This is a genomic window from Enterobacter cloacae complex sp. SHL018, from assembly GCF_049237905.1.
Taxonomy (GTDB): Bacteria; Pseudomonadota; Gammaproteobacteria; order Enterobacterales; family Enterobacteriaceae; genus Enterobacter; species Enterobacter hormaechei_C.
In genome coordinates this window covers 45,945-70,685 of sequence record NZ_JBMKJE010000002.1, presented here as the reverse complement: position 1 = coordinate 70,685, position 24,741 = coordinate 45,945, and the positions used below count along the sequence as shown (strand labels likewise).

Here is a 24,741-nt window from a genome sequence, read left to right as displayed (position 1 = left end):
GCTTTTTTGTTTATGCCCGGGCGCTGTGTGCGCCCGGGTCATTTCTTGCAGGTGCTATCAGGTAATGATGTGTTGCTGGTTTACAAGCTCGTCGTAGGTGGTCTGAACGTTGTCCAGCGTAACGAGCGCAGATTTAGTGTAGGCGGCTCCCGTGCCGTCACGGTCGATGGAGATCACAGTATTGTTACCGCTTTGTGAAACAGAGACATAGTTCCCCAGCGTCGACGCACTACCGTTCCAGCCCACCAGCAGATCGCCAATGTCGATCTTGTCTCCCTGCGTGAGGGAGAAGTTCGTCCAGTGGTCGCCCGTGCTGTTACCTGCGGTAGCGTTACCCGCCGTATTGTTCAACACCTGATAAATCAGCGTGTCGCCGTAGGCCGTGCCGCTAATCACATCGTTATGCTCCGAACTGACAAATTTCGGCGCCATGTCAATGGTCAGCGACGCGGTATCCGTGGTGCCGCTGGCGTCGGTCAGGGTGTAGTTAAAGACCTCCTTGCTGGTAATGGTAGAGAGCGAGATCCCCGGGTTAAGGGTATAGGTGTAACTGCCGTCAGCGGCAATCGCCAGCGTCCCGTAGTGGCCCGTGATGTTTGACATCGTGCTGCCGGTGTACGGATCCAGCGTGGTGGTAACGCCGTCGTAGCCGGTAATGCTCACACGGGTATCAACCGAGTGCAGCTGGTCCATCGCCCCTGCGGAGCCGGTGCCGTCGAAGATATTGCCGTCAACGGTGTGGGTGCCCGTCGCGTCGTACTGCGACAGGGAGTAGGTCGTGCCGTTTACGCTTGGGGTAATGGTGATGTTCCCCACGCTCAGCCCCGGTACGCTGCCGGTAAAGTTCAGCGTATAGGTCCCGGCGTTGAGATCCAGCCCGGTCAGCGGAACGTCGATGCTGCCGCCCAGCAGTGAGCCTCCGCTGAAGGAGCCGCTGCGAATCACATTCGTCCCGTCAGTGATTGACCAGTTCACCGTCAGCCCGCCCAGCGACAGCAGCGAGGCCACGTTAAAGTGCAGCGAGGCGTTATGCAGCGCGGTGTTTGCATCCACCACGAAGGTTCCGCTTCCGCTGCCCTGCGTTGACCCCAACAGGACGGTAGTCCAGCTGGCGGTGCCGACGGAGGTATCCGTATAGGTTGACGTATGGTGAACCGACGTGACGTCCATCGCGGTGCTGACATCGTTTACCGCATCCATTGGGCGCGCGGTTGGGGTGATGTTCAGCGATGCTGTGTCTTTCGAGCCGTCAGGCGCGGTGATGGTGTAGACGAAGGTATCCGGCGTGCTGATATGGTCCGCGCCGACCCCGCTGTCCAGGGTGTAGGTGTACTCCCCGGCCGCGTTGATCCGCAGCGTACCGTATTCGCCGGTGATCTCCGTCAGGCCGCTGCTGTTCACCGCCACGCCGTTAACGTCGGAGACCACGGTACCCGCTGGCGCAATATCATCCGCCAGCACATCCCCGGTGGTGCTCTCGCTCACGCTTGCCACGCTGTAGACATGATCCTGCAAGACGTTCAGCGTGTAGGCCGTCAGCGCGGTGATCCCCGCCGCCGTATTGAGCAGGAACAGGTACTCGCCGGCGGGCAGATTCAGCGTCAGCTGCGAGGAGGTGCCGCCCAGCAGCGGCGCGCGCAGCCAGCCGGGTTCAACGCGCATCTGCTCGAAGGTCTGCGTCGCATTGTTGAACTTATAGATGTAGAGGTCGAACACCGAGGCCAGCGCCACGCCGCCCACGGACGCCTGAACGGTCATGGTGCGGGTGGTGCCTTCTTCTACGGAGTAGATGATCGGGTTGGCCAGATCGTCCAGCAGGTTCAGCCCCAGCGTATTGCCAAGGTTGATCCCCACCAGGGTAAAGCCGCCCTGCGACGAGGTGCCGTTGTTAATCGCCTCCACGGTGGTATCGAAGGTCAGCGAGGCGGTATCGTCCACGGCCACGATACCGCTGCTGCTGGTGCCTTCGCCCAGCGACAGAACCAGATTTGCCGAGGCGCTGGTGCCGTTGTGGGTGATGGTGTAGGTAAAGTTCTCCGTGCGCCCAATGACGGCGGCGCTGGTGTTGGTCAGGTTATAGGTATAGCTGCCGTCCAGGTTGATGGTCAGCGTGCCGTACTGCCCCTGAATCACCGTGCCGTCAGCCGTGACGCTGGTGGTGGTGCCCTGGGCGTTGGTGACCGCGGTGACGGTGGTGCCCGCCGGGGCGTTGTCGCTGCCTGCGGTTGGATCCACGTCGGTGATGACGTTCCCGACAACGCTGGTCTCGCCGGACACGGTGCCTGCGCTGGTCTCTTTCACCGCCACATCGAGGCTGGTGTAAGAGCCGGTTGCCAGCAGGTTAGTGTTGTAGCTCAGGACGCGATACTGACCATCCGCCAGGCCGGTCAGGTTCAGCGACACCCCCGTCGCGCCGAGGGTCAGCAGGTCAGCGAACTGCGGCTGTCCGGTGTCGACCACGGTGGTCCAGGTGTTGTTGGCGGCGTCAAAGCGCTGTACCACCAGCTCAAGGGTATTGAGCAGGGAAAGAACGGCACCCGTGGCGTTGGCGTTCACGGCAATATCCGCACTGCCGCCGCTGCCGACGGTGAAACCTACCTGCGCGGTGTCGTTGCCGAGCAGGGTCAGCACGTTACCTACGGCGCCCACCAGCAGGAAACCATAGTCGCTGTACTGCGAGTTGGTCACCGTTGCGGTGGTCGTCAGCGCCAGCTCTTCAACGTTGGTGCTGGCTGAGAGCGGCACCACCGGCGCAAGGGCTGAACCGGGCAGCGAGACGTTGCCTGCCGCGTCGGTGGCGGTGATTTGCAGCGTCTGACCTTCCGTCTGTTTATTTAGGAAGGTGTAGCTCCAGGAGCCGTTGCTGTCTGCCGTGGCGGTGACCGTTGAGTTGTCCGCCAGACGGATGGTGACGGTACTGCCCGCTTCGGCGCTACCGGTCAGTACGCTGCCGTCTGCGTTGAAGGTCCCGGTTGGAGCCGTTGGCGCAGTGAGATCGACAATCACGGTGGTCGAGGTGGAAATCGGGCTGGTGCCCGAGCCGTTGGTCGCCGTGGCGGTGAAGGCATGCGGCCCTTCGCTCAGCACCGGCGTGGTGAAGCTCCAGTTGCCGCTGGCATTTGCGGTGACCGTGCCCATCAGCACCCCGTTGTTATAGAGGGTGATAGTCGCGTTTGGCTGCGCCGTGCCGCTCAGGGTTGGCGTGGTGTCATCGGTGGTTTTCCCGTTGGTCAGGTTGCCCGTCACCGTGCCGACGTTATCGTCGATGTTAGCGATAACCGGCGCGTTCGGGATCGTGGTGATCGGAGCAATCACGGAGGTGGTGATACCCGCGTTACCGGCCTTATCGGTAGCAAAGACAATCAGTGACTCCCCGCCGGTCTGTGGAGGGGTGAGGGTGGCGCTGAAGTTTCCGCTGCCGTCCGCGACGGCGGTACCAAGCACGGTTCCGGTGCTGCTGGTGATGGTGACGGTACTTCCCGCTTCCGCCGTACCGGTAACCTGCGTCCCGTTGGTGATCACCGCCAGCCCGGTTGGGGCTGGTGGCGGCGTCAGGTCAACGTTGATCGTGATAATCGGCGATGGCGCGCTGGTATTGCCCGCGGCATCGGTGGCGGTGGCGGTGAAGTTATGCGCGCCTTCGGTCAGCGTGGTGCTGGTTTGCGGCAGCGTCCAGTTGCCGTTGGCATCGGCAGTGACGGTTCCCACCAGCGTCGTGCCGTCGTAAATACGTACGGTGGCATTGGCTTCAGCCGTACCGTTTAAGGTCGGACGGGTGTCGTTGGTTGGGTTGGTGCCGGTGACAGGGCCGGTGACGGTTCCCACATCATCCACAATCGAGGTGATTGCCGGTGCGACAGGGGCGGTGGCATCCACATTGATGGTGTAACCCCCGGTCTGCGCGCTGGCGTTGCCCACGGCGTCGGTGGCGGAGAAGGTCAGATTATGCGGCCCGTCAGCCAGCGGGGTGGACGGCGTAAAGCTCCACGCGCCGCCGGTGGCGACCGCAGTGCCAATCTGTACCCCATTGTCATAGATGGTTACCGTCGCGCCAGCTTCTGCCGTACCGGTGAGCGTTGGACGTGCATCGTTGGTTAACCCGCCGTTGGCGACAGGCGTCGCAGCATTACCGACGTCGTCGGTGATGCTGGTCAGTACCGGTAGCGCTGGCGGCGTGGTGTCAATGGTCAGGCTGAAATCGGCGGACGGCGCGCCGGTGTTCCCCGCCTGATCCGTTGCTTCTGCGGTAAAGGTGTGTGACCCGGTGCCCAGCGGCACGGTGATATCCACGGTCCAGTTGCCGTTAGCATCGGCAGTACCGGTGCCCACCAGCGTAGTGCCTTCGTAGATATTCACGGTGGCCAGCGGCTCGCTGGTCCCCACCAGGCGCGGGAGAGGATCGTTCGTGGTCTGGCCGGAGCCAATCGCCCCGGTGATGGTGCCAACATCGTCAATCGCCTGGGTGATAACCGGCGCGGCAGGCGCAGTCGTATCCACCACCAGCGTAAAGCCTGGTGAGGCAGGACTGACGTTGCCCGCGGCATCGGTTGCCGTGGCTGTCCAGGTGTGGCTGCCGTTTGCCAGCGTGCCGGTGGTGAAGCTCCATACGCCGTTGGCATCAGCCACGGCGGTGCCCACCTGCTGACCATTCTCATAGATGGTGATGGTCGCGTTGGCTGCCGCGGTGCCGTTCAGCGTTGGCGTGGTGTCGTCTGTGCTTTGTCCCGAGGCGACCGGGCCCAGCACGGGACCGGCATTGTCGGTGGCAGGGGTAAAGACCGGTGCGTCGGGCACCGACGTATCCACCGTCAGGTTGAACGGTGGTGAGGTGACCCCGGTATTGCCTGCGGCATCGGTGGCGTTGAAGGTAATGGTATGCGGCCCTTCACCCAGCGCGGTGGTCGGCGTGAAGGTCCAGTTACCCTGGGCGTTGACGACCGCCGTGCCGATTTCCACATCATCGACAATAACGTGCACCGTTGCGCCCACTTCCCCCGTACCGTTGAAGGTTGGACGGGTGTCGTTGGTGGAACCGTTGCTGGCGATGATTCCCGTTCCCGGGCTGACATCGTCTATCACCGTGGTGACCACCGGGGCCGCAGGGCCGGTGGTATCCACCGTAAAGGCGAACACTGGCGAGTTGGCGGAGACGTTTCCGACATCATCGCTGGCGTTGACGCGCAGGTTATACGTCCCGTCCGTCAGAACCGGGTCCGGCGTAAAGGTCCAGTTACCGTTGCCGTCGACCGTAGTGGTACCAATCTCTACGCCGTTATTCAGAACGTGAATGGTGGTACCCGCCTGGCCGGTGCCGCTCAGGGTTGGCGTGGTGTCATTGGTGACCTGCCCGGCGGTAAGCGGGCCGGTTACGCCACCCGGAGCGTTGTCGCTGACCGTATCGATCGTCGGCACCTGTGGCGCCGTCAGATCGATATTGATGCTCCAGACGCCGGACGGCTGGCTGACGTTGCCCTGCGGATCCGTCGCTCTGACCGTAAAGTCATGCGTTCCTTCCCCGAGTGCGGTTTCAGGGGTAAATGTCCAGGCGCCGGTACCGTCTGCCGCCACCGTACCAATCTGCGTGGCGCCATCAAAAATGGCGACGACGCTGTTCGGCTCGGCGGTACCGTTCAGGGTTGGCGTGGTGTCGTTGGTTGGATCGCCGCTTGGGACAGGCGTTGCCGCATTGCCTGCGTTATCCGTCACGCTGGTAATCACCGGCGTGGTGGAGACGGTGTCGACCACAATGGTGATCCCGGCCGACGGGGTGCTCTCATTGCCTGCCGGGTCGGTGGCGGTCACGGTCAGGGTGTGGCTGCCGTCGTCCAGCGCAGGCGGCGTGTAGCTCCAGGTGCCGGTCGGACCGACAACAACGGTGCCCAGCGGGTCGCCGTTATTGTACACGGTAATGGTGTCCCCGGCCGTGCCTGTCCCGGTCAGGGTAGGACGGTTGTCATTGGTACTCTGCCCGTCGGCGATTGGGCCGGTGATCGGACCTACGTCATCAGTCACCGCACCGATGGCTGGCGCTGTCGGGGCGGTAAGGTCGACGGTGACGGTCGCGATCGGCGACTGCCCGCTGGTCTCGCCAGTGGTGGTATTCGTGGCGGTCACGGCAAAGGTGTGTGGCCCTTCCGTCAGCGGCAACAGCGGCGTGTAGCTCCAGTTGCCGTTATCATCCGCAACAACGTTCGTCAGCGGAACCAGCACCCCATCCTGATAAATGGCGATCACGCTGCCCGGATCGGCGGTGCCGGTAAGGGTAGGCGTGACGTCATTGGTGGTTTTATCTTTCACGTCGCCCGTGACGGGATCGACGTCATCGTTGATTGCCGTAATGACTGGTACCGCAGGCAGATCGAGCGGGGAGTCCGGCACGTCAAAGGTGGTTGACGGGCTGGCATTGCCTGCGGGGTCCGTGGCGGTGAGCGTCAGCGTAGTGGCATCTAACTGGGCCGGGGAGAGGGCAATGGAGAAGGAGCCTCCCGTCGCGACCCCGGTCCCGATGATATTGCCGTTGGCGTCTTTAACCGTCACCGTGGTTCCGTCATCCGCCGTCCCGGTCAGCGGAGTGCCCTCCGCGGCAATGGCGATATTCGTTGGCGTTGCAGGCGGCAGGGTATCCACCGTCACGCTGAGCTCCCCGGAGCTGGCGGAGGTATTCCCCGCCGCGTCACTCGCAGCCACTGAGAAGGTATGCGGCCCCTCGGTGAGCGCAGGGTCGGCGGTCCAGGACCATGTCCCGTTCGGCTGAACCTCCACGACCACCGGCGAGGCGACACCATCAACAGAAACGGTGACGCTCGAACCCGGCTCGCCAATCCCGGTGAGGGTTGGCGTACCGTCGCGGGTGTAAAGCACGCTGTTGGTCAGCTGGCTGTCAGAGACGGCGTCAATTTGCGGCACGGTTGGCGCCTGCGTATCAACCTCCACCGTAAAGACCGGGCTTACCGGGCTAACGTTACCGGCATCGTCCACCGCGGCGACGGTGATATTCAGCGGGCCGTCGGTCTGCGTCGGCAGGGTATAGGACCATCCGCCATTGACGACTTCAACGCGATCCACTTCCACGCCGTTGTTGTAGATGATCACCGTCTCGCCGGTGGTGCCGGTTCCGCTCAGGGTCGGTGTGGTGTCGTTAGTGGACCCGCCGTTCTGCGCGCCGGCGATGTCGCTGATAACAGGGGTGTCCGGGGCGAGGGTATCGACCGTTATCGTGATACCGGCTGATGGCACAGATTCGTTCCCGGCTTCATCGGTGGCGGTCGCCGTGTATTCGTGCGTCCCTTCGCCAATGTTGCTCTCAGGACGCCAGCTCCAGTTACCGTTACCGTCCACCGTAACGCTGCCCACGGCCTGCGGCTCGCCTGTACCCACCTGGTCATAGATGGTAATGACGTCATTCGGCGTACCGGTGCCGCTCAGGACCGGACGCGGATCGTTGGTGGATTCGCCATCCAGCACGGGACCGGTGATCTGGCTTACGCTGTCTGTCACCGTTGGGGTTCCCGGCTGGGCAGGCGCGTCGGTATCAATGGTAATGGTCACCGGCGTGGACGGGGCGCTTTCGTTCCCGGCGCTGTCCTGGTTGGTCACCGTCAGGGAGAGATCGTAGGTGCCGTCAGGCAGCGGAGTGGTGGGTGTCCAGCTCCAGTTACCGTCGCCATCGATCTCGGCTTCACCAATTTTGGTGGCACCATCGTAAATGTTGACGGTATCGCCCGGCGTGCCCGAGCCGCTCAGGGTTGGCGTGGTATCCCGGGTGGTCTCCCCAGGATTCAGGGCCGTCCCCGGCGTGCCGCCGTCCGGGTTGACGGTGATCTCAGGAATATCCGGCGTTGCAGGCGCGGTGGTGTCGATCGCCAGTTCAAACGGCGGCGAAATGGTGGTGTTACCCGCCTCATCCGTTGCGTGGACCGTCAGCGAGTGCGGGCCGTCCGTCAGCGGCGTGGTTGGCGTAAAGCTCCAGCCACCGCTGCCGTCGAGCACCGCCGTGCCGAGCAGGGTGGTTCCGTCATAGATCGTAATGGTGGTGCCGTCCGGTGCGGTTCCCTGCAACTGCGGCAGCGTGTCGTCGGTGGTGTCCCCGCTGTTAAGCGGAAGCTGCACGGGCCCCACGTTATCGGAAACGGTGTCAATGGTGGCCGCCGGTGGCGGAGTCGTATCGACGGTAAAGGTAAAGCCGGCTGATGGTGCGCTGGCGTTGCCGGCCGCATCGCTCGCGACGACGGTGAACGTATGCTGCCCGTTCACTAATGGGGTAGTAGGCGTGAAGGTCCATGCGCCACCGCTGTTGACAACGGCAGTACCAATATCCTGTCCGTCCAGACGGATCGTCACGGTGGAGCCCGGCTCGCCGGTACCGTTCAGCGTCGGGAGCGTGTCGTTGGTGGTTTCATTGGTGTCGAGCGCACCCGTGCGGCCCGGTACGTCATCAATGACCTGCGTAATGGCCGGCGCGCCCGGGGCGGCGGTATCCACCGTGATGCTCCAGGTGTTCGATGTCCCGCTGAGGTTATTGTTGGCGTCAACCGCCGTCGCCGTCAGTACGTGCCCGCCGTCCGGTAGCGCGGTTTCCAGCGTGATGGACCACTGACCGTTCGCCGACACGACTGCGGTGCCAATTTCGGTAGTACCGCTGTAGAGGGTGATGGTGGTGCCAGGCTCGCCCGTTCCGTTGATGGTAGGCGTGCTGTCGTTGGTGAGACCGTTCTGGCTGACAGGACCGGTGACGCCGGGGGCATCATCCACCACGCCCGTGATGACCGGGGTTTGTGCCGCGGTGATGTCCGGCGCGTCAAACGGCGCGGTCGGACCGGTGTTTCCGGCGGTATCAGTGGCATCGGCGGTCAGGGCTTCGCCGTTGGCTTTCGGCGGGATCAGATCTACGCTGAAATTCCCCTGATCGTCGGCGACCGCTTCCCCGACCTTCACGCCATTTTCACGAATGGTGACGGTACTGCCCGGCTCGGCTGTACCGGTTACGGTGGTGCCGTCGGCAGAGATCACCACGTTTTCCGGCGCCAGCGGTGGCGTGCTGTCTGGCGCGTCGGCAAAGCCAGACGGGCTGGTGTTGCCGCTGCCGTCGGTGGCCGTCACTTCAAGGGCTTCGCCGTTGGTCTGGGCTGGCGAAATCGGGATGGTAAATGTGCCGTCCGGACCGGCGGTGGCCTGGCCGATGATCGTACCGTCCGGCGCTTTAATGATAATCGTGCTGTTTGGCTCGGCGGTTCCGCTGACGCTGGCCCCGTCTTCCGCCACCACCAGGTTGCCCGGTGCGGCAGGCGGGGTGATATCCGCTGCGTTAACCAGCGCCGGTGAGCTCTGGTTGCCTGCGGCATCGGAGGCGACCACGGAGATAATCTCACCGTTGGTCTGCGCAGGGTTCAGGTTGGCGACATAGTTGCCGTTGCTGTCGGCAGTGGCGATCCCGATTTGCAGCCCGGCATTGTTGGTGATGACGATTTTACTGCCCGGCTCGGCGGTACCGGTGATCTGGGTGCCTGCGGAGTTGAGCGTCGCAACCGGCATGTCTGGCGGCGTAAGATCGACGGTAAAGTTGATCGGCTGAGACAGACCGCTCTGGTTGCCTGCCGCATCGGTTTCCCGCAGGGTAATCGAGTGTGCGCCTTCTGCCAGTGGATTCGTCGGCGTGATGCTCCAGGTACCGTTCGGCAGAACGGTGGTGGTGCCGATAACAACGCCGTTATCGTAAACCGTGATCGTGCTGCCCGGTTCGCCTCTGCCCGTCAGGCGCGGCTCTGAGGCATCGGTAAACTGCCCGGCACCGATCGCTCCTTTCAGTACGCCCGTGTCGTCGTTAATGATAAATCCGGAAGGCGTTTGCGGCGCGGTGACATCTACCGTGACGGTAAAGACCGGCGAGGCCGGGCCAGTGTTACCGGCGACGTCGGTGGCGCGCACGGTAAGCTGGTGGCTGCCTTCGCTCAGATTCACCGACGGCGTAAAGCTCCAGCTTCCGTTACTGCCCACAACCGCTGTGCCAATGGCAATGCCGTTATCATAGATGGTGACCGTCGAGCCAGCTTCCGCCGTGCCGGTGAGCTGTGGCCGTGGGTCGTTGGTGCTGCTTCCACTCCCGAGCGTGCCGGTGCCAGGCGCAACATCATCGGTGATGCTGACGATCGCTGGCGCGCCAGGCGCGACGGTATCGACCACGAAGGTTACCGCCGTGGACGCCGGGCTGGTATTGCCTGCGGCATCGGTCGCGGTGGTGGTAATGGCGTGGCTGCCTTCAGACAGGTTGGTCGACGGGGTAAAGCTCCATTTCCCGGTGGCATCGGCTGTGGCGGTGCCAATCGGTTTCCCGTTGTCATAGAAGGTAATGACGGTGCCGGCTTCACTTATGCCGCTGAACGTCGGACGCGCATCGTCCGTGCGTTGTCCGTTGCTCAGCGGGCCTGTTTCGGCGCCCACGTTATCATTGACGGTGACAATCTCGGGTGCATCCGGCGCGGTTAAATCCGGTGCCGTGACCTGAACGCCCGGGCTGGTATTGCCGGACGGATCGGTGGCGGTAGCGGTGATCTGTTCTCCGTTGGTAAGCGGCGTACCGAGATCAATCGTAAATTTCCCGTCGCTGCCCGCTTTGCCCGTTCCGATGGTGTTGCCATCGGCATCTTTCAGGGTAACGGTGCTGCCCGGCTCAGCGGTACCGGTGACGGTTTTGCCGTCAGGGGAGACCTCCAGATTGGCCGGGGCATCCGGCGCGGTGAGATCCGGTGCCGTAACCTGACCGCCCTGGCTGGTATTGCCGGACGGATCGGTGGCGGTGGCGGTGATCTGTTCCCCGTTGGTGAGTGGCGTACCGAGATCAATCGTAAATTTCCCGTCGCTACCCGCCTTGCCCGTTCCGATGGTGTTGCCATCGGCATCTTTCAGGGTAATCGTGCTGCCCGGCTCAGCGGTACCGGTGACGGTTTTGCCGTCAGGTGAGACCTGTAGATTGGTGGGGGCATCCGGAGGCGTGGTATCTGGCTCGGAAGGATTTCCCGGATTGCCGGGATTCGGGCTGTTGTTATCGTCATCCCCGCCACCTCCACCGCCGGTTCCTGCCGCAATGGCAATCCCACCTGCGACGGCCAGGCCACCCAGCACCCAGGGCCACGCTGCGGCGCCGCCGGTATCACTCCCTGACGCCGCCAGTAGGGCGTCCGTGGAGGCGATGGATTCATAGGTGGCGGCACCGGTTGGATCTTCAATCCACCACAGCGCACCGTCGCTCTCCTCAAGCACCAGCTGGCTCACGCCCTGCGCGTCGGTGACGTAGAAATTCTTAAGGGTAATCACTTCGCCCGAGTGGAGGGTAATCACCAGATCGTTTCCGCTGCGGGAGTAACCTGAGATGTCGGCGCGATCCACGTTAAGTTTAACGATTGAGGAGTGATCGAGTGTTATCTGTGTCCCTTCCGTGGTCGTTTCCACGCCAGTTAGTTTCGATATAACAGATATTTGGCTCATACAGTTATTACTCCAGCAGAGTTATTGTTTACGGCGTGTCAGACGTGGCCATATTTTTGAAGGGATGAGGGCGCTCCCGGCGAAAATACTGTGAATAAAACAGTATTTACCGTTGCTTTCTTTAGAGCGACCGAGATCCGCCAGCAATCAACGTGGCAACATCAGGGCGAAGCTAATTATTTACATGAGAAACTGTTATTTATTTATATTTTCGTGTTTTATAAGCCTTATTATTTGTGCAGGTATTATTTATTTTGCTGTAAAAATGATATAGCTATAAATATCTGAATGTGCAAATTAAGTGTCTGTAAACCCTGCACTGTGATTGCAGAGAAAATTAATTGATAGCGCGAATATATTTTGTTGGCTATGCGGGCCGCGCCACAGAGGCGTTGGCGTACAGGCGGTCGGGATTAGGTAGTGGAAGAAATGATAGGGGGATAATACTGAATACACAGGTTTTATTTATAATTCCAGCGAATATTAATGACTGCTTAATTATGATTTAAGTTAGGGTAAATCATCTGCTGTATGATATATTTCAAAGAATCGCATTAATAAAATATATTTTCGGTTTGGGTTTGGATTCTGCTACGCATAAAAATAAACTGTCGACTTCACATATTTCATAAATAAAAAGGCCGCAAATGTGGCCTTTCTGAGGGGGGAGGTTTAGCCGAAAGAGATAATCCCCATTTCAATCAGTGCGGCGAGCGTCAGAAGAATAAAGAGGATAACGACTATGGGTCTGTACATTTGATTTTCCATCCATGTTTATCATGCAATCCGTTTTATGTGCATCATTATTGATGATGGTGCAGGCGATCCCTGCCCCCCTATTTTGCGCCACTTTGCCGTAAAAATCAGTTAGCTGCTGGCACTTTTTCTACTTTTTCTCCGGCCCGACGGGCCGTGGCTGGCAGGATGTCGGCATCCGCCACGTAGCCATCAGGATCGAGACAGCGATTGTGTTCTCTCGCGTTGTGCAGAATCGCCTCGTCCCAGTAGAGGCGCTTACGCTGATCGCCCCGGGTCGTCAGAATAAACTCCACATTGCCATCAACCGCGCGGTAGCGGCGCCAGCTGTTTGCCGGAATGGAGATCACCGAACGTTCCGGGGCGATAATGCTGACTTCCTTACCCACCTCGTTCCAGGTTACCTCCAGCTGGCCTTTAAAGACCATGATCACCTGAATATCCGGGCAGAGATGGCGACCGACAATGTGGTCGTCAGCAAGACGCAGCCATTCGACGGAAAAACCGTGCGGGCTCAGGATAGCGGGAGCGGAATCCCGATCCTGTGAAATGCCGAAACCGATAACCGGCGCAATTTCGCCGCCGTGTCCCGGCAGCACCGAATCCAGCAGCCCCTGTGCTGACCAGCGGCGGTCATCACCGGTTACCGCACGCTGGCGCATCTCCTCAACGCTGTAGTCACGCAGACCGGCAATATATTCCTCTGACAGCGGCGTCAGCAGCGTGGCGGGATCGGGCGTTGGCTCACCTGACTCCTGCGCAATCAGCATATTATCCTTGCTGAGATACATACCGTACTCGCTGGCGGCCGCCAGTACTGACGGGTGCCAGATGATGCCGCCCGTGTTGTCCCCGCCGAGCACCGTAAACACCATGCCGCAGGTATCTTCTTTACTGACGTTGGTGAAACCGCGGAAGATCCAGGTCGGTATTGAGAGGATGGTGGGCGCGCTAAATTCCGCTTCATGCTCGCCGTTGGCGCCCCAGCGAAAACGCCATGTCCCTTCATGGATCAGGAACACTTCTGCGGTGAAATGCAGATGCAGGTTATTGGTTACCCCTTTCGGCATAGCCGCCGCGCCAATGTTAAAGCCGTGCGGCTCGGGGATATTAACAATCTGCTCGCTGGACTGAGTTACACCCGGGCCGATGAAGGAATAGTTTTGTTTGAGATGCGAACCGGGCAGCTTGCAATCAATAAAAGCAAGATTGCAGGAAACCATATCGTCGGGGGCGATTAACCGTGTTCGTGCCTGGCTCTGGGTAAGATGGATTGTTTTCATCATTTCTCCTTTTAATAACCGGATGCACCGGTGGTAGGGATGGCGTTGCCGCGGGCGAGGGCAATTGCTTCACGTGAGGCGCGACCCAGCTGCATAACGTCGTTTGCAGGGGTAACAAACTGGAAACCCTGCGCAATACGCGCTGCGGCGGCCGCGCCGGAAGTGCAGAAAATACCGGCAATCTTCTGCTGCTGGCGGCAGCAGTGAATCACCCGCTCAATAGCAGCAAGCATTTCGGGATGTTGGGATTCGGCGCTGGCGCTGCCGGTCAGCGTCAGCGAGAGATCGTTGGGGCCAATAAACACACCGTCCAGCCCTTCGGTATCAAGGATGGCGTCAAGATCCGCCAGCCCTTCGCGGGTTTCGATCATTGCCAGCGTCAGGATCTCGTCGTTAGCGTGCTGTGGATAATCACTGCCGCCGTAGAGTAGACCTCTGGCCGGACCAAAGGAGCGAACACCCAGCGGTGGATAGCGACAGGCAGCGACAAAACGGCGAGCCTGTTCCGCGCTGGAGATCATCGGACAGATTACGCCATACGCGCCGGCGTCTAATACGCGCATGATTTGCGCCGGATCGTTATCTGCCACCCTCACCAGCGGCACGGCAGGCGTGCTCGATAGCGCCTGTAGCATCGACAACGCGCTGGCAAAATCAATCATGCCGTGCTGCAAATCGACGGTGACGGCGTCGTAACCCTGATGGCCCATAATTTCCGCGCTATACCCGGACGGGATCGCCAGCCAGCCGTTAACGATCGGGGTATTTTCCAGAAATGCGGTCTTTAAACTGTTTTTGCGCACTGTATGCACTCCGTTATCCACTGACGCAGCAGCGGCGCGATCTCATCCGGGGTTTCCAGCGGAATAAAATGCCCGCCAGCCTCCACCGTATGCCTGGTCACGTTCGCGTTGCCTGCTGCCAGTAGCTGATGATGATGGGGCGTGCAGATAACGTCCTGCGCGCCGTTTAGAAGTAATGTGGGGCAGGAGAGGGCGTTAAACGCAGCCCGGTTGTCCTGCCGGTGAATGGCCATTTCCGTTTGCTCCGCAAAGGTCTCAATGCCGCACTCTTGCGCCATTCGGCAAATAGTCTCTTGCAGGATCCGATCGGACAGACGTGACGGGGCGACATAGCTCTGCCACAGCGAGGAGACCAGCCAGTCGGCCAGGCCCCGCGCCTGTGCGGTGTGTACCGCTTCCCGGCGTGAAGCAAGGGTGTCTGGCGCAACGGGCAACGGATTAACGGAAATCAGCGTCAGCCCGTTCACTCTTTCTGGCGCGTCGGCGGCCATTTGCAGCGCGACAATCGCGCCGAGCGAAAAGCCCGCCAGCAGAAAGCGCGGCGGCAGAACCTTCAATAACCGCCGTGACGCCTGCGGCGCGGACTCAGCACCCGTCAGCGTGATGCACAGCACCGCTGAGACGTTCAGCCGTTCAATGACGGGCTGCCAGAGCCGGGCGTTACACAGCGTGCCGCCAAGCAGCACCAGCGGCAGATCGGTATTGTCCAGAAGCGGATATTCCATTGCATCCCTCACGTAGCCGTCCAGCCGCCGTCAACCATCAGGGCGCTGCCGGTGATCAGCCCGGCGGCATCCGAGGCGAGGAACACCACCGGCCCCATAATGTCCTCCAGCCTGCCTGGCCGGCGCAGTTTGATGTTGTCCAGCACATAGCGGCGAAATGCCGGGTCGGCGAGCGACGAACGCGTCAGGTCGGTTTCAATGAAGGTCGGGCACAGCGTATTGACACGGATCCCCGCATCGCCCAGCTCCAGCGCCATCGTTCGGGTTAACCCTTCAAGCGCGAATTTGGAGGCGCAGTACACGCTACGCTCGGGGCCGCCAACGTGTCCCATTTGCGATGAGATGTGAATAATCGATCCCCCCTTACCGCCCGCCCGCATTCTGCGCGCCACGTGCTGGCTGACAAAAAAGGTGGCGCGCAGGTTAAGCGCCATCACCGCATCGAAATTATCCTCGTTCACCTCAAGAAACGGCTGGTGGCGGGCCAGCCCGGCACTGTTCACCAGAATGTCGGGCGTGGGCAACGTCGCCAGCACACGCGCCACCTCCTGAGTGTCGGTAATATCCAGTTCCAGCGGGTGAAATGCGAGACTGTGTTCCGCTGCCAGACCTGTGGCATGCGCCAGCGCCTCGCGGCCTCGGGCGGCGATCCATACCTCTGCTCCCGCCTGTGCGAGGGCGACGGCAGCGGCGAAGCCAATCCCTCTTGACCCGCCGGTCACCAGCGCGCGTTTGCCGTGCAGGGTGAAAGAGGGCGTTTGCAAAAGCGTCATGGCTTACACCTTTTCCCTGACCGGGGCCGGTGTGGCGTAGGGAACTTCCGTCTGGCCATAACGGCGCACGCGAATATTGGCCTGCTCGGCATGCCCGGCGAACCCTTCCAGCAGCGACAGACGGGAACAATAGCTGCCGATTTCGGCAGTGGCTTCGTCGCTGAGGACTTTCTGGAAGGTGCAGGTTTTCATGAACTTGCCCACCCACAGGCCGCCGGTATAACGTGCGGCTTTCTGCGTGGGCAGGGTGTGGTTGGTGCCGATCACCTTATCGCCGTAGGCCACGTTAGTACGCGGTCCAAGGAACAGCGCGCCGTAATTGGTCAGGTTAGCCAGGAACCAGTCGTCCCGGTCGGTCATCACCTGAACATGTTCGGAAGCGATACGATCTGCCTCCAGCAGCATCTCTTCGTGGCTGTCGCAGACGATGATTTCCCCGTAGTCCTGCCACGACTGGCGGGCAATGTCGGCGGTAGGGAGCTTTTCCAGCAGCCGTTCCACTTCGCTGAGCGTCTCTTTGGCAAGTTGAAGCGAGTTCGTCAGCAGGATGGCAGGGGTGGTGACGCCGTGTTCGGCCTGGCCCAGCAGGTCCGTGGCGCACATTTCCGCGTCAACAGTGTCATCGGCAATCACCAGCGTTTCCGTCGGACCGGCAAACAGATCGATACCTACCCGGCCGAACAGCTGGCGTTTGGCCTCCGCGACGAAGGCGTTACCGGGCCCGACCAGCATGTCGACCGGTGCCAGCGAGTCCGTGCCAAGCGCCATGGCGCCTATCGCCTGAATGCCGCCAAGGGCATAGATTTCCGTTGCGCCAGCCATTTTTTGCGCTGCGACAATCGCCGGGGCGGGCTGACCGTTAAACGGCGGGGCACAGCTGATGATTCTTGAACACCCCGCCACGCTGGCAGTGATGATCGACATGTGCGCGGAGGCAAGCAGGGGATATTTTCCGCCTGGCACGTAACATCCTACGGCGTTAATCGGAATATTTTTATGCCCGAGGATCACTCCGGGACGCGTTTCAATTTCCAGGTCCCGCAGGCATTCTTTCTGCGCGCGGGCAAAATTCGCCACCTGCTGTTGGGCAAATTCAATATCCTGAATATCCTGGCGGCTTAACTGTTTTATGCAGCGTTCAATCTCCGCGGACGTCAGACGATAATCCTGACGGTCATAACGATCGAATTTAATGGATAATTCGCGAATGGCTTTATTTCCACGTTTTTCAATATCCGCAAGTATTTGTTCAACCGTTTCTCTTATTTGCTGGTTGGCTTGCTGGCGCTCTTCGGTAGATTTACCGGTTTTTAATTTCCAGGACACTCGCTTCTCCTTACCTTTTTCAGATGTCAGTTGTCCTCCCGGCGAGCCGGGAAAGGGTGTTTACTTCAGAACGGGTTATTGATCCGGCGCGGCAGCGTACGCACCGTTTTTTAATAATTGGGCTGAGGTTTGCGTTTTACGGGCATATACCCATCGAGCGGACAGCGGCGTGGCAATAGCGGCCACAACGGAAAGGGCAGCAATCAATATATAACCGGACGACAGGTTAATATGTTGCATCATTACGCCCATCATTACCGGCCCGACAAACATGCCGCAGGAATAAATGGTCTGGAATAGTCCCATTCGCGTGGATTGTTCATCAGACGAGGTATTCACTACGCTGAGCGACATGAATGCGGCAAAGGCCATACCGAACGAGAACCCCGCCAGCGCCTGCCACAGGTAAATAACATACATATTGCTGGTAAAGGGAATGCCAAAGGTGGAGATCACCTGTAAAACGATGCCGAGCACGGCGGTTTTTACCAGCCCAAGGCGCTGATAAAACACCGAGCTGCACAGGGCGATGGCCAGCCCGTAAAAAAGAAGGTGAATGTTACCCAGCAGCGCGAGGATCCCCGCCCGGGCGCCAAGCTGCTCGGCATAGACCGGCGTCAGCGTGTCGCGGGTGGCGAAGGGCACCAGAATGACAACGGTCGCCAGGATGCCAATCAGCCAGACGGAACGGTCGGCCAGCTGCTGGCGCGCACCGGTAATGCAGGCTTTAAGCGTGGGGGCCCGAACCGGGTCGTGTACGTCCTGAATGCGGGTCGTCAGGATCAACGCCACCAGGGCGGAGATGCAGGAGACAAAAAAGGCGATGTTATTGGCGAAATAGTGAATCAGCACCGCGCCAATACAGTTACCGAGAAACACGCCGATGGGCCCTGCCAGCGCCAGCAGCGCGACGGCGGCAGGCGCTTCGTTGCGACCGAAGTAACGCATGAACAGGATGTTGTACAGTACCCAGGTCGCCGCCGTGACACCGTCTGCCGCTTTCGCCAGATACAGCGTAATGGCGTTGGGTTCAAGCCAGGCAATCGGCCAGGCGATAATTGGCAGCAGCAGGCCAATCTGGATGAAGATCCTGCGGCTTTTAACCACGTCGGAAATAATGCCTAACGGGAAGCGTATCAGAAGGGTTGCCAGACCGGACGCGCCCATGATGATGCCCATGATCTGTGGCTCAATGCCCTGGTTGATCATCATGGGGGCCAGGAATGCATCAATGCTATGAATGCAGATAAAGAACAGGATGCTGATGATGAAAAAGAGCCGGGCTTCCCGACGGCGTAACAGTGCTTGAAACATGGTTTTGAACCTCTTAAGAATTAATGGGTTATAACCAGTCAGGGACGACGTTTACCGGTTCAATCCTTTGGGCGACTCCTGTTCTCTCCGGTACCATTGACGGTATGAAAACTCTTTGCATACGTATTCAAGATTTGAAGTTACGAAAAGGTTTCACATTTGTAAAGTGATCTCGATCTTGTTGTGAGAATTTTAATTTTTTGTGTTGCATACGCATGCAAAGGTGGTGTAAGTATAAAAAACACCCACTTGCTGAGGTGTTTGAAGCACGTGCAAATGGGCAGGACGTTGATAAGGAATCAGGGGTAATGAAACGTAAGACTTTTGCAGCAGTCACATCCCAACAGGTCGCTCAGCTGGCGGGGGTATCGCAATCTGCGGTGTCGCGAACGTTCACGCCGGGGGCCAGCATTTCACCGGCAACGCGTGAAAAAGTGCTGAAGGCAGCGCGCGAGCTGGGCTATCGCCCGAATGCGATCGCCCGTTCGCTCAACACGGCTCGTTCGCGCATTATCGGTGTCGTCATTTCTTACTTTGATAACCCCTTTTACTCGCAGGTGCTGGAGGCGCTGGCGCAAAAGCTGGATACGCTGAACTATCACCTGCTGCTGTTCGTTGGCGATCGGGAAGGTAACGTAGACCGTATTTTTGACCAGATTATGCAGTACCGGGTGGATGGCATTGTGCTGGCCTCGGTGACGCTGTCGCTGGAGTTATCCGAGGAGTGCCTTGCCGCCGGGATCCCGGTAGTGCTGTTTAACCGCAGCGAAGAGAGTGGCATGGCCTCCAGCGTCAACAGTAATAACGAAGCGGCCGCGCGGCAGATTGCCGAGTTTCTGCTGGCGGGGGAGCACAAGCGTTTTGCCTACGTGGGCGGCGTGGCCGATTCCCCGGTCAATATCGCCCGCCAGCGCGGGTTCATTTCCACGCTGGAAGAACATGGCATCACCGATGTCCGGGTGGTGCACGGGAATTACGACGCTCAGCAAACCACCCGGGCAGCCTATACCCTGTTTTCGACGTCGCCAGCGCCGGATGCGGTCTTTGTCGCCAACGATCATATGGCCGTCACGGTAATGGATGTGGCGCGCTATGAGTTTGGTTTGCGCATTCCGGAGGAGGTCTCCGTTGTCGGCTATGACGACATCGGCCCTTCCGGCTGGCCCTCTTATGCGTTGACCTCGGCGTCGCAGCCGGTCGGCGCGATGGTGGATGCCACGGTGGAACTGTTAATGAAGCAAATTGACAGCGGAACCATAGAGCCTGAACAGATTACGGTGCCTGGTACGCTGGTGATACGCCACTCGGCGCGTCGCCCACGCAGCGGCGTTATCGAAACCAATGGTTTAACGCTATTCCAGTCTAAGGAGCGCACATGACCAGATTGCGGGGCTTCAGCCCTCAATTCGACTCTATCCAGCAGTTCATTTTGACGCTGACGCACGTGGTGTGGGAGCAGAAAGATATCGGCCAGCTGGCGGATTTTTACGCCACGCCGGTGGTTTTCACTACCCCTGAAAAACAGCTGCATGAGCTTTCCCAGTTTATGCGCCTGACGCTTGAGGCGATGCACAGCTTCCCGCAGCGAGCGGTGCTGACGGAGGATATTCTGTGCAGCCAGAACCCGGGGGACGAGTACTATGCGGCGCAGCGTACCGTAGCCCGCATTCAGCACCAGGGGGAGGGATTTTTTGGCCCGCCGACCGGGAAAAATGTCTGGGTCCGCACCTGGGCCGATCGCATCTGTGTTGATGGTGCCGTACGCCAGGAGTGGCTGCTTCAGGATCGTGCCGCGATTGTGGCGCAACTGGGGCTGGATGTCCGCGACTTTGCTTTTAACCTGGCGACCATGCGCCAGCAGCTTGGGCTGGAATCTGTGTCTGCTGAGACGCTGGACGCCCGCTGGGCGGGTGGGCCTGAGGGCGACGACGTGGAAGGGGCGCTGGCCGGGGTCGTTGAGCGCTACTTAACGATGTGGGCGGGCGGTAACAGCGGCGTGGTGCCCGGTCTCTATCACCCGGCGGCGACGCTGTACGCGCCGGGGCACTGCCTCTGCACCGGCGAACAGGAAATTGGCGCACAGCTTTCCGGTTATCGCGCTTCATTTGCCGACAGCGAAACGCAGCTTCATCACCTGATTGTGCGTAAAGATCCTAATGAGCCGATTCGACTTTCATTGCGCTGGTCGTTGTTAACCTGGCATGACGGTTACGGCATATTTGGTGCGCCGACCCGTAAACCCATATCAATTACCGGTATCAGCCAGCTTGAATTACGTGATGGTTTAATTTTCCGTGAATATCTGGGGATCGATGAATTAGCGATTTGGTCGCAAATATTTAATTAATGGGGCGGCAGCCCCCTTATTCCGGCTGCAAAAAATAACCGTGTTTAATTCACCCTCACTTACGGGTGCGGGTTCTTATTGTCTGAAAACAGAGCAGGAGTTTATATGTCTTCCACCGAAGCAACAAATAAAGCACCAGCCGTACCCGAAAAAAGCAGCGTGAAATCGCTGAAAGAGGAACCTGTATTACAGGTGGAGCGTCGTGATTTTGTCGATCTGGTACCGGAAAAAAGACCGCGCGTGCAATCATTACGCGGCTTTGATGACTGCTATACCGATATTGTCGATTATATCGTTCGCTGCACCCATAAAATATGGGACGAGCGCGATGTTGGCTTAATTTATTCTCACTATACCCATAACTGCGTGCTGTATAACGCGCTGGGGACTCTCTATAACCGCGAACAGGTGGTACAGGATACGCTGCAACGCTTAATTGCCTTCCCGGAACGGCGCGGAATGGCAACCCAGGTTATCTGGAACGGAAATGATGTTGACGGTTTTTATACCTCTCACCTGGTGACGGGAAGCGGGCGGCATACCCAGCACAGCCATTTAGGTAAGCCGACGAACCGTACGTTTGTGACGCGTACCGTGGCGGATTGCATGATCCACGAGAATAAAATTTATCGGGAGTGGGTGGTCAGCGACAATATGTCACTGATGAAACAGCTTGGCCTGAATACCGATCAAATCGCATTTAATATGGCAAAGGAGCAGTTCGATAAAGGCTTCCGCGTGATGGACATCGGCGAAAACGGCCGCATGCTGGGGCAATATCCGCCGGAGATGGAGTGCGATGTTTCCATTGCGCACACCGATACGGAGGAGCAGTGCCTGCGCTGGCTGCATGAGATCTACAACCGCCGGATGTTTGGCAAGATCAAAGAAGTGTATGCGCCTAACGTACAGTGGCACGGTCCGCTGATGAAAGAGCTGTACGGCACCGCGGCGGTAACCCATCAGACGCTGGCGCTGGTGGGGATGATCCCTGACGGCGCGTGGCTGCCGCAGCATATTTGTTCCAACCCGTGCGATGAAGGCGGCGTCAAAGTGGCCGTACGCTGGATTATCGAAGGACATCACCTGGGTTACGGCGAACTCGGCAAGCCGACCGGAGAACGACTGTTCGTGATGGGCATGTCGCACTACCACATCGTCAACGGAAAAATTGTTGATGAGTGGGTGGTTTATGACCATCTGGCGCTGCTGGCGCAGATCAAACTCGGCCAAATGGAGGACGCGTAAATGTTAAATCAGGTGAGCTGGATTAAGCGTCCGCAGGGGCAGGATGCGCAGGCCGATCGTTCCCTGACGGAGAAGGTCAGCGCCATTATCGAGCGCGTGAAAACCGAGGGCGATACGGCGCTAAGAGCCTTTTCGCAGCAGTTTGATCATGTCGTGCCGGCGCAGTTTGAGGTGAGCGAGCAGGAGATTGCCGAAGCACTGGAGGGGATGGATGCCCAGACGCGCCGCGACAGTGAGTTTGCCATTAATCAGGTGCGTCGTTTTGCGCAGGCGCAGCTGGCGACCATGCTGCCGCTGGAGGTAGAGACGCTGCCTGGCGTGCATCTCGGTCACCGGATCATCCCGGTGCAGACGGTGGGCTGCTACGTGCCGGGCGGACGGTATCCGATTCTCTCCGCACCCGTGATGTCGATTGTTCCTGCGACGGTGGCGGGCTGTGAACAGATTATCGCCTGTCTGCCCCCGGGCGCCCATCCGGCGATGATTGCAGTTTGCCATCTGGCGGGCGCGCACCGCATTTTCAAAGTTGGCGGCGCGCAGGCCATTGCGGCTATGGCCTGGGGAACGGAGAGTATTCCGTCGGTGGACAAAATCGTTGGGCCAGGCAACGCCTTCGTTAACGAAGCGAAACGCCAGGTGTTTGGTCGAGTCGGCATTGATGCCCTCGCCGGGCCGAGCGAGATTTTTACTATCGCCGACGACAGCGCCGACCCGCGCATTCTGGCCGCCGATATGCTGGCGCAGGCAGAGCACGATATTCATACCCGCGTCGGGCTGGCGACAACCAGCCGGGATATCGCTGAGCGTACCCTGGCGGAGGTTGAGCGTCAGCTTGCCAGCCTGCCAACGGCTGCCACGGCGGGCGAGGCGTGGCGTCGGCAGGGTGAGATTGTGCTCTGCGAAGATGAAGCGCAGCTAATTGCGTTTGCTGACCATATGGCGACGGAGCATTTGCAGGTGCATACCCGCGATCCGCACGCGACGGCAGCGAAGATCCGCAACTATGGCTCGCTGTTTATTGGTCAGAACGCCAGCGTGGTGTTCTCCGATAAATGCTGCGGCACCAACCATACGTTACCGACGATGGCGGCGGCACGCTATACCGGCGGTCTGTGGGTAGGGGCATACGTCAAAATCTGTACCCATCAGTGGATTGACGAGCAGGGTATCCCGGCAATCGCAGAACCGGCGATCCGCCAGAGCCGTACCGAGGGGATGCAGGGGCACCGACGGGCGGCGGAAATTCGTCTGCGTCCGCAGGACATTGATGCCATTACTACCGGCATGCGGGACTAAAACGTATCCCGGGCAGCCTTCTGCCCGGTTTTCAGCACGGGGAGCCTGAGACTATGAAGCGCCTGATACCGCCAGACGACTGTCCGGAGGAAATTGCCCGCCGTCTCGACGTCATACAGCAGCACCGGGCGCTCAACGCGATCCTCGGGGTTAACCCTGACGCCATGTCTCAGGCGGAACAGCATCAGCAGCAGCGTCGGCGTGGAGAGCCGATCGGCCCCCTGCACGGCGTGCCGCTGATCGTCAAAGATAATATTGCCTGCGCGCCGATGCCGATCACCCTTGGCTGCCGTGCGCTGGCCTCACTTAACGCGACAGCGGATGCACGGGTCGTGCAGCGATTGCGCAGAGCGGGGGCGATTATTCTTGCCAGGGCCAATATGTCCGAGTTCGCGTTCGATGTGCGCTCGCGAAGCTCGCTGGGGGGCGATGTGGCGAATCCACTTTGCCCGACACTCACCGCCGGAGGTTCCAGCGGAGGATGCGCCGCGGCGGTGGCGGCTGGAATGGCGGATGGCGCATTGGGTACCGATACCGGCGGCTCTATCCGCATTCCCTGTAGCTATACCGGGCTGGTGGGGCTACGGCCTGCCTTTCGCCGTTCACAGCTGGACGGCGTGGCGCCGCTCTCGCCCAGCAAAGATACCGTTGGGCCAATGGTACATAGCGTTGAGGATGCCGCCTTGCTGCATGCGGTGATCCATGGCCTGCCGCCGGTTGCGCTTCCTGTGCGTTCGCTGAAAGGCGTTCGCTTTGGCGTGGTGACCGCGTTACAGGGAGAGGATGAGGTACAGCTGGAGGTCTGGCAGTCGGCGCTGCACACGTTGCGCCGTGCCGGAGCGACGCTGGTGGAGGTTTCACTCCCCTTTCTTGAAGAGGTGAGGCAGGCCACCTGCCTCAGTCTGTATGAATTTCGCGTGGCGATTGACGACTGGCTTAGCAAACAGCCTGGCGCTCCCTCCGGACTGACAAGCATTGTGGACTCCGGCGCTTTCCTGCCAGAGTTTGCGCCGTTTCTACGTCAGATGCTGGCGAGTAACACGCTGAAAACCCCGCTCTGGCTGGCGGGGCGTCGCTTTCAGCGCCTGTTGCGGCAGAACCTTTGCCAGGTGGCGGAGGTGCAGCGCATCGACGGATTTGTGTATCCCACCGTACAACGATTACCAGAAAGTATGGCGAAGATGCCGCCAGGCTGCGCGCCGGAACTGGCCGCCATCAGCGGCCTGCCTGCCATTACGTTGCCCTGTGGCGTAAGCCGTATCGGGCTGCCGGTAGGGATGGAGATGTTATCGGCGCAGGAGGATGAGACAATGCTGATGACGCTGGCGCTGGCGTGTGAGGGGGCATTGCACAGTAAATGTAAGATATAAAAAGCCCGCAAGGCTTGCA

The 24,741-nt window shown here is 59.6% G+C and carries 12 protein-coding genes; 5 read left to right on the top strand and 7 right to left on the bottom strand.

What is annotated here, in order from left to right; translation table 11 throughout:
- Window positions 1–57: 57 nt before the first annotated feature.
- From ACOTY5_RS10110 to ACOTY5_RS10080, 7 genes are all read right to left on the bottom strand, one after another.
- Complete coding sequence (locus ACOTY5_RS10110; protein WP_259429670.1) at window positions 58–11,481, bottom strand: BapA/Bap/LapF family large adhesin; 11,424 nt, start codon at window positions 11,479–11,481, stop codon at window positions 58–60.
- 863 nt (window positions 11,482–12,344) lie between these two features.
- Window positions 12,345–13,520 carry a hypothetical protein gene (locus ACOTY5_RS10105; RefSeq protein ID WP_062934062.1) on the bottom strand — a complete coding sequence of 392 codons (1,176 nt, stop codon included), beginning with the start codon at window positions 13,518–13,520 and terminating at the stop codon, window positions 12,345–12,347.
- 11 nt (window positions 13,521–13,531) lie between these two features.
- Window positions 13,532–14,323, bottom strand: a complete 792-nt coding sequence (locus ACOTY5_RS10100) for an HpcH/HpaI aldolase family protein (RefSeq protein ID WP_023295301.1) — start codon at window positions 14,321–14,323, stop codon at window positions 13,532–13,534.
- Complete coding sequence (locus tag ACOTY5_RS10095; protein ID WP_015571633.1) at window positions 14,305–15,048, bottom strand: alpha/beta fold hydrolase; 744 nt, start codon at window positions 15,046–15,048, stop codon at window positions 14,305–14,307. The genes ACOTY5_RS10100 and ACOTY5_RS10095 overlap by 19 nt, the downstream gene beginning before the upstream one ends.
- An 8-nt stretch (window positions 15,049–15,056) precedes the next feature.
- Window positions 15,057–15,821 carry an SDR family NAD(P)-dependent oxidoreductase gene (locus ACOTY5_RS10090; protein ID WP_045141889.1) on the bottom strand — a complete coding sequence of 255 codons (765 nt, stop codon included), beginning with the start codon at window positions 15,819–15,821 and terminating at the stop codon, window positions 15,057–15,059.
- 3 nt (window positions 15,822–15,824) lie between these two features.
- Window positions 15,825–17,147 (bottom strand): histidinol dehydrogenase, encoded by a 1,323-nt coding sequence (gene hisD / locus ACOTY5_RS10085; RefSeq protein WP_045141890.1) that lies wholly within the window; start codon window positions 17,145–17,147, stop codon window positions 15,825–15,827.
- 75 nt (window positions 17,148–17,222) lie between these two features.
- Window positions 17,223–18,461, bottom strand: a complete 1,239-nt coding sequence (locus ACOTY5_RS10080) for an MFS transporter (RefSeq protein WP_421631905.1) — start codon at window positions 18,459–18,461, stop codon at window positions 17,223–17,225.
- A 308-nt stretch (window positions 18,462–18,769) separates the two neighbouring features.
- Here ACOTY5_RS10080 and ACOTY5_RS10075 point away from each other — a divergent pair, with 308 nt between their 5' ends.
- The 5 genes from ACOTY5_RS10075 to ACOTY5_RS10055 all read left to right on the top strand — a co-directional run bounded on the left by ACOTY5_RS10075 (window position 18,770) and on the right by ACOTY5_RS10055 (window position 24,722).
- Window positions 18,770–19,840: a LacI family DNA-binding transcriptional regulator gene (locus ACOTY5_RS10075; RefSeq protein ID WP_003862277.1), complete on the top strand. Its 1,071-nt coding sequence runs from the start codon at window positions 18,770–18,772 to the stop codon at window positions 19,838–19,840.
- Window positions 19,837–20,808, top strand: a complete 972-nt coding sequence (locus tag ACOTY5_RS10070; protein ID WP_045141892.1) for a nuclear transport factor 2 family protein — start codon at window positions 19,837–19,839, stop codon at window positions 20,806–20,808. Before ACOTY5_RS10075 ends, ACOTY5_RS10070 begins: the two co-directional genes overlap by 4 nt.
- Window positions 20,809–20,913: 105 nt before the next feature.
- On the top strand, window positions 20,914–22,056 hold the full coding sequence (locus tag ACOTY5_RS10065; protein ID WP_015571629.1) for an ester cyclase: 1,143 nt from the start codon (window positions 20,914–20,916) through the stop codon (window positions 22,054–22,056).
- Window positions 22,057–23,352 carry a histidinol dehydrogenase gene (gene hisD, locus ACOTY5_RS10060; protein WP_015571628.1) on the top strand — a complete coding sequence of 432 codons (1,296 nt, stop codon included), beginning with the start codon at window positions 22,057–22,059 and terminating at the stop codon, window positions 23,350–23,352.
- Window positions 23,353–23,405: 53 nt separating this feature from the next.
- On the top strand, window positions 23,406–24,722 hold the full coding sequence (locus tag ACOTY5_RS10055) for an amidase (RefSeq protein ID WP_045141893.1): 1,317 nt from the start codon (window positions 23,406–23,408) through the stop codon (window positions 24,720–24,722).
- The last annotated feature ends 19 nt before the right edge of the window (window positions 24,723–24,741 follow it).